At 62.9% G+C, this 5,999-nt stretch carries 8 protein-coding genes, 1 pseudogene, 1 CRISPR repeat array and 1 riboswitch; of the genes and pseudogenes, 3 read left to right on the top strand and 6 right to left on the bottom strand.

The genetic code is table 11. From position 1 onward, the window contains the following. The 6 genes and pseudogenes from B2W70_RS07510 to B2W70_RS07485 all read right to left on the bottom strand — a co-directional run. Positions 1-267: pseudogene (locus B2W70_RS07510) on the bottom strand (hypothetical protein); the annotation flags it as partial. Further along, the gene (locus B2W70_RS07505) at positions 264-695 is read right to left on the bottom strand and encodes a MerR family transcriptional regulator (protein ID WP_286744386.1); all 432 of its coding nucleotides are present in this window, start codon (positions 693-695) and stop codon (positions 264-266) included. The pseudogene B2W70_RS07510 and the gene B2W70_RS07505, both read right to left, overlap by 4 nt. 94 nt (positions 696-789) lie before the next feature. Further along, positions 790-1,266 (bottom strand): RES family NAD+ phosphorylase, encoded by a 477-nt coding sequence (locus B2W70_RS07500; protein WP_286744384.1) that lies wholly within the window; start codon positions 1,264-1,266, stop codon positions 790-792. After that, on the bottom strand, positions 1,263-1,895 hold the full coding sequence (locus tag B2W70_RS07495; RefSeq protein WP_286744381.1) for an antitoxin Xre/MbcA/ParS toxin-binding domain-containing protein: 633 nt from the start codon (positions 1,893-1,895) through the stop codon (positions 1,263-1,265). The genes B2W70_RS07500 and B2W70_RS07495 overlap by 4 nt, the downstream gene beginning before the upstream one ends. 280 nt (positions 1,896-2,175) lie before the next feature. Then, positions 2,176-2,748 (bottom strand): carboxymuconolactone decarboxylase family protein, encoded by a 573-nt coding sequence (locus B2W70_RS07490; RefSeq protein ID WP_286744378.1) that lies wholly within the window; start codon positions 2,746-2,748, stop codon positions 2,176-2,178. Positions 2,749-2,771: 23 nt separating this feature from the next. Further along, positions 2,772-3,227 carry a YHS domain-containing (seleno)protein gene (locus B2W70_RS07485; protein WP_286744375.1) on the bottom strand — a complete coding sequence of 152 codons (456 nt, stop codon included), beginning with the start codon at positions 3,225-3,227 and terminating at the stop codon, positions 2,772-2,774. A gap of 49 nt (positions 3,228-3,276) precedes the next feature. Between B2W70_RS07485 and B2W70_RS07480 the strand changes: the two genes are divergently transcribed. From B2W70_RS07480 to B2W70_RS07470, 3 genes are all read left to right on the top strand, one after another. After that, positions 3,277-4,242: an AraC family transcriptional regulator gene (locus tag B2W70_RS07480; RefSeq protein WP_286744388.1), complete on the top strand. Its 966-nt coding sequence runs from the start codon at positions 3,277-3,279 to the stop codon at positions 4,240-4,242. Between the two features lie 69 nt (positions 4,243-4,311). Beyond that, positions 4,312-4,471, top strand: a riboswitch (FMN riboswitch). 80 nt (positions 4,472-4,551) lie between these two features. Beyond that, complete coding sequence (locus B2W70_RS07475) at positions 4,552-5,055, top strand: 6,7-dimethyl-8-ribityllumazine synthase (RefSeq protein WP_286744373.1); 504 nt, start codon at positions 4,552-4,554, stop codon at positions 5,053-5,055. 9 nt (positions 5,056-5,064) lie between these two features. Continuing rightward, entirely contained in the window at positions 5,065-5,556 is a 492-nt protein-coding gene (locus tag B2W70_RS07470) for a flavodoxin family protein (RefSeq protein WP_286744371.1), read from the top strand. Positions 5,557-5,673: 117 nt separating this feature from the next. Next, a CRISPR array of direct repeats spans positions 5,674-5,946; the repeat unit is 29 nt; unit sequence CGGTTCATCCCCACGCACGTGGGGAACAC. Positions 5,947-5,999: the final 53 nt, after the last annotated feature.

The raw sequence follows: 5,999 nt of genomic DNA, 5'->3' as shown, positions 1-5,999 counted from the left end.
AGGCACCTGGGTGTGATCGCTTTGTTGGGTGGGGTGGCAATGCTCGGCGCACAGGCCAGGGTTGGCTTGGTCCAGATGCTTGCCCAAGCCTTCGCCCATCTGCTCACAATCCACCATGGCGCCCATCGCTGTGATGGCGTCGGCGGGGGCATTGCCGGAGAAGACGTTGCTGGGGCAGGCGTAGGCCGCCACGCTCATCTGCGCGAACAGGATCACGCCGACCATCAGTCGGCAAATCCAATGCTTGAGCGCGCGAGGCATGGTCATGCGGCCACCTGCTCTGCGGGTCGGGGGGCGTGATCGACCAGGGCCGCGATGATGGGGCAGTGATCGCCCTTGGCCGACTTCTGGCAACAAGTGACCAAGCTTTCTAGGGCAACGGCCATGGCTTCCAGTTGTGTGGCTCGCTGACGGATGTCCAGCACACGTTGTTGGGTGATCTCCCGCACGCGAACCTGATCGGTCTCGGCGCTCAAAGACACCAGCGAGGCCACGTCATCGAGGGAGAAGCCCAACTCTTGTGCGCGCTTGATGAAACGCAGGCGCCGCACGTCACCCTCGTCGTAATGCCGAAAGCCATTGCCCTCACGGGCAGGCTCACGCAACAGCCCGCGCCGCTGGTAAAAGCGCACCGCTTCCACCCCGACCCCTGCGGTGTCGGCGAGCTTGCGAACGGTGAAGGCGTGGGTGGGCATGTGGAACGGTTTTACAGAAAGTCTGTACTTAAGAACGAAGTTTAATCAAGTCAGATGCCGCTCGTCAAATTGGCTTTTTCGCCTCGGGTGCGGATCATGGCGAGCGGAACAGCTTGTTGTACTCAAATGGCCGGGTCACTGTTGCGGTGATCCTGGCTGCCTTTGGGTGCAGCGGGTTGATGAGGGCAGCAAACTCCTCTGGCACGATCACCGATGGCACCAGCAAGATCGGGGAGCGAAGGGATGTCAGCCAGGCTGAGCCGATCTTGACGCTGGCGCCGCCCGCGGGGATGGCCGACCAGGCAGGAGGCAGAGAGGCAAGTGCCACCACCTCGTGCAACGCCCACACGTCGTCGGGTACCTCGATCTCCACCAAAAAACGATTGAGCGGCAAGCCAGCATCATCAATGTGCGCCGCCGTCTCTAACACAGCAATGGCGATGGTCGGGGCGCTGTAAACAACGGGCTGCTTCTCGTCGTTCCAACGTCCCGGTGAAGCCGCAGCCCCGCCACCGCTGAGGTCAGTTGCAGCGTATTTGCGCGTCTCTGCCGCGATGCGCCACAACTTCACAGGTAGGCACCGCTTCGCATGGCACCCAGCAGTTGGGCCACGATCTCCACGCCGGTGGGCGTATCCAGATAGTCAGCGGGTTTGCGTCCGCCCAGGGCGGGTTGGGGGCGCTCAATCCATTGGCCCAGCCATTTCACGGTGTCAAAACCATTTGCATCGGCTGCTGTGCTGTCTTCAACGATGTCCTGGGCGATGCCCAGCAACTTGATCATGCCGATGGCTGCCAGGCCTGCGCGGCCATCGACCACCGCCCCAGCCGCAGACTTGCGTGCCGCCGTTGCGGGTGGGATGCGCAACATCGCGAACACCCTGGAAGAGGGCAATTCCATCCGCTTGGACAGATCCGTGATGAAAGTGCCCGCCACGCCATGGCGCTCCATCTCCACCATCTGCACAGGGGTGGCCTCATGCACTTGCTTGAGGTAGGCATCCACGCCCTGGCTGCGTTTGTAGCCAAGCAACACACCACCGCCAGCAGTAACAGGAGCGGATGTCTTGACGGGGCGAAACTCTCCTGAAGGCTGGCGAGCACGGCTGGTCGGGCTGAGTCCTGTGGCCGCAATGGCTTTGACGCCTTTGCCAGAGGTGCGCTTGGCCGCAGCAGGGTGTTTGTTGGTTACAGGCGCCATGGTCATCCCCAAGGACAATATCTCAATTGATATGAAGTCTAATCTCAATTGGGCGAAATTGCCAGTAACAGCGGCTGCAGCCCTTGCGATCTGAGCCGCCTGTCAACGCGTACGTCGCCTGGCAGAAGCCTTGGCTACGCCGGTTCTGCGCAAGCGAGCGGAGCTGGCCGAGGCGATCCACATGGGTGATACACCCCTGCTGGAAACCAGCATGACCCCACGCGAGATGAATCCGCATTTGTATCCCGCTCGCCAGAATGCGACGCTAGCTTGTGGATGGTTAACGGTTCAACGCATGCGCCGCGAACCGGTCATCCAGCACGGTTCCAAACGCGTGGTTGGAGAAATTGCTGAGCGTCTTCACCGCCACAGCCAGGATCAGCCACAAGATGTGTTGCTCCTGGAAGCCTGCGTGCAAAAAGGCCTGAACAGTTTCAGGCGACGGACGGCCCTGAGTGTTCACCAACTCGGTGGCCAGCGCATGCAGGGCGCTCAGGCGGCTGTCGGAAATGGGCTGGCGTGCGCGGATCGCCTGCAACACGGCCGCAGGCACATTTGACACCTTGTCGGCGATCATGCTGTGTGCCGCCGCACAGTAGTCACACCCGTTGGCCATGCTGATCGCCAGGAAAGCCACTTCCTGCTCGGCGGGCGCCAGACCCGACTCTTTGCGAAACAGTCCATAGCCGTGCAGGTAGGTGCCCAAGACGGCTGGCACGTTCACCATGTTGGCGTACATGTTGGGAATGAAGCCCACTTGCTTGAGGGCTTGTTCAAGCAAGGGCTTTTGCTGGTTGTTGGCGGTTTGCAGCGTGATGGCGGGCAGGGTGCGAAGGTAGGCTTGAGTGGGCATGTTGGCTCCTTGGTGGTCACGAATCACAGATCCTTGGGCAGCTCGTTTTGAATGCGCGGCCAGGTGGCATTGGCTTGGTCGAGGTGTGCGGGCACGTTCTCCAGCCACTTCTTTTGAACATCTTTGTTGAGGTTCAGGTACAGGCGGCCATCAACGATGCGCCATGCATTCAAGTCGACATCCAGTTTCTTGCCGAGTGCCACACCCATGGCGCAGAAGCCGCCAAATGCCGGCGCGTACTTCTGGGGCGATTGCTTGAACATCTGACGGTTGCTTTCGTTGGCAAAGCGGTAGGTGACACCCTCGTGGGTGGCCGTCAACTGCGCTTGTCCTGGCGTTGGTTTACCCACCGTGAAAAAGGCGACGGGGTCATGGCCTTGAAGCGCCAAACCGTGAGCGTCGACATTGACCGATCGAGTTGAGTTCTCGTCGTAGGCATGCACCGCGGTGCTCATCAGGCCTGTGGCGGCCAAGGCCAAGGTGGCATGCTTCAAGAAGCGGCGGCGGGATGAGAGCAAAGTGGATTTCATGATCGTCCTGGCGTTGAAGGTTGAACGGTGGCTGCGCAGTGCAGACAACTTCACTGTAGGGATGGAGACAAGACGATGGGCGATCAATAATCTTCATGTACCGATCAATCGTCTCGATGTCATGGACCGACTTTCTTTGTTGCTGCAACGCTTCTCGCTCAGTGCCGGTGTGTTCTATGCCGGACAGTTGTGCGGCATCCACCACTTTGACCAAGACCCCGCACGTGGGCACGTGCATCTGGTGCGGCGTGGCCCGGTGCGACTGACGGGCATGCCTGAATCTGCACAACGCATCGAGCAGCCGACACTGGTGTTCATGCCCCGGCCAGACGCCCACCGCTTGATTGCTGATGAACATGAAGGGGCCGATGTGGTGTGCGCCAACATTCTGTTTGGTGCCGGTGGGCGTAACCCCATCACCGATTCGTTGCCAGGCATGGTGCTGGTGCCGCTGGCCGATCTGCCTGGGGCCGAGGCCTTGCTGAGCCTGCTGGATGAAGAAGCCTTCACGCCGCATTGCGGTCGGCAAGCGGCCTTGGATCGCTTGTGCGAAATCTTGCTGATTCGCCTGTTGCGTTACTGCATGGACCAGGGCATCACCCAAGGGGGCGCACTGGCCGGGCTTTCAGACGTACGCCTGTCCAAGGCCTTGATGGCCTTGCATGAACATCCCGAGCACGACTGGACGCTGGACACCATGGCCGATCTGGCTGGCATGTCAAGGGCACGGTTCGCCGTGCATTTCAAAGAGGTGATGGGGCAGACGCCTGCCGACTACCTGAGCGACTGGCGCATCGCGCTGGCGCAAAGCCGGCTGCGAGAGGGGCGGCCCATCAAGGCCCTGGCCCAAGAGCTGGGCTACGCCAACCCGTCGGCGCTGTCACGGGCCTTCAGCGCCCGCACGGGGCTCTCGCCGCGCGACTGGCTGCGCCGAGAGACCCTGGGCGCCTCACCCACGAGCTGACATCGCCCCACGGCGCGTGACATGTCGGCCGGCTCGGTAGAATCGCACCGTTGGTCCTTCCTGGGCCGACGGCGTTCTCAGGGCGGGGTGGAACTCCCCACCGGCGGTATCCGTGCTTCGGTGCGGGAGCCCGCGAGCGCCCACCGCGCCCCATGTGGGCTCGGTGGGGTCAGCAGACCTGGTGCGAAGCCAGGGCCGACGGTCACAGTCCGGATGAAAGAGATCGCGTGTTGTCAGCGTTGGCGCCTTGGGGTGCGAACGCTGCGTTCGCGCGCGCCCTGATTCAGGTTTTTGTCCCACGAGACTTCCATGAATCAGACTTCGACTCAAGCAACTTCCCAAGCCGTTCGCATCGCCATCGTGTCGGCCTCCTGGCACCGCGACATCGTGGCCCAGGGCACCGACGCCATGAAGGCCGAGCTGGCCCGCAGCACCGAGCTGCCCAGCGAGGTGGACCACTTCGAGGTGCCCGGTGCCTTCGAGATCCCGCTGCACGCGCAGCGCCTGGCCCGCTCGGGGCGCTATGCCGCCATCCTGACCTGCGGGCTGATCGTCAACGGTGGCATCTACCGCCACGAGTTCGTCACCTCGGCAGTCATCGACGGCCTGATGCGCGTGCAGCTCGACACCGACGTGCCCGTGTTCTCGGCCGTGCTGACGCCGCGCGATTTCCACGACCACGCCGAGCACCAGGCCTTCTTCCACCAGCACTTCGTCAAGAAGGGCGAAGAGGCCGCCAGGACCTGCGTGGCCACGCTGCAAAGCCTGGCCAGCTTGCCTGGCATGGCAGTCCCTCAAGCCCTGGCGGCGTGAGCTCAGGGCATGCGCACCCTGCTCATCGTCCAGCACAGCCTGACCGGCGGCACCTTGCAGATGGCCCAGGCCGCTGCCGAGGGCGCCATGGCCGAAGGCGGTGTGCAGGTGCGCCTGCTGCACGCCGCGCAAGCCGGCCCTGAAGATGTGCTGGCCGCCGACGGCTACCTCTTCGCCACGCCGGAGAACCTGGCGGCCATCAGCGGCCAGCTCAAGGACTTCTTCGACCGCTGCTACTACCCGGCGCTCGACCGCCTCAACGGCCGCCCTTATGCCAGCCTGATCTGCGCCGGCAGCGACGGCCACAACGCAGCGCGCCAGATCGAGCGCATCGCCACCGGCTGGCGGCTGCGCGCGGTGGCCGAGCCCTTGATCGTGTGCACGCACGCGCAAACGCCCGAGGCCATCCTCGCGCCCAAGCACATCGGCGAGGACGAGCTGATGGCCTGCCGCGCGCGGGGCGAGTCGATGGCAGCGGGACTGGCGCTGGGCGTGTTCTGATAAAGCGCCACCCATGAGCAGGAATTCTGGGGCAAGCTGAGCCTGACTTTCAAACCAGAACCGACAGCAGACGCGCGGAGAACACGGTTTTCTCCTTACCCCAGCGGGCTTCCGGGGCGATTCATCCCCACGCACGCGGGGAACACAACAGACATGGGTGGTCCTCCTGGTCAGCGGCCGGTTCATCCCCACGCACGTGGGGAACACACCTGCGTCCATGCGGTAGTGCGTGCGGTAACCGGTTCATCCCCACGCACGTGGGGAACACACGCTGGTGAGGTCGGTGGCCAGGGTCTCGTCCGGTTCATCCCCACGCACGTGGGGAACACATCGCCAGGATTGCCGCCCTCCAGGCGCTGATCGGTTCATCCCCACGCACGTGGGGAACACGCCAGTTGCATGGTGTCCAGGCCCTTGAAGCGCGGTTCATCCCCACGCACGTG

The organism is Aquabacterium sp. UBA2148 (assembly GCF_002328915.1).
In the GTDB taxonomy this organism is placed as follows: domain Bacteria; phylum Pseudomonadota; class Gammaproteobacteria; order Burkholderiales; family Burkholderiaceae_C; genus Aquabacterium; species Aquabacterium parvum.
This window is presented reverse-complemented; position numbering and strand designations above follow the sequence as displayed.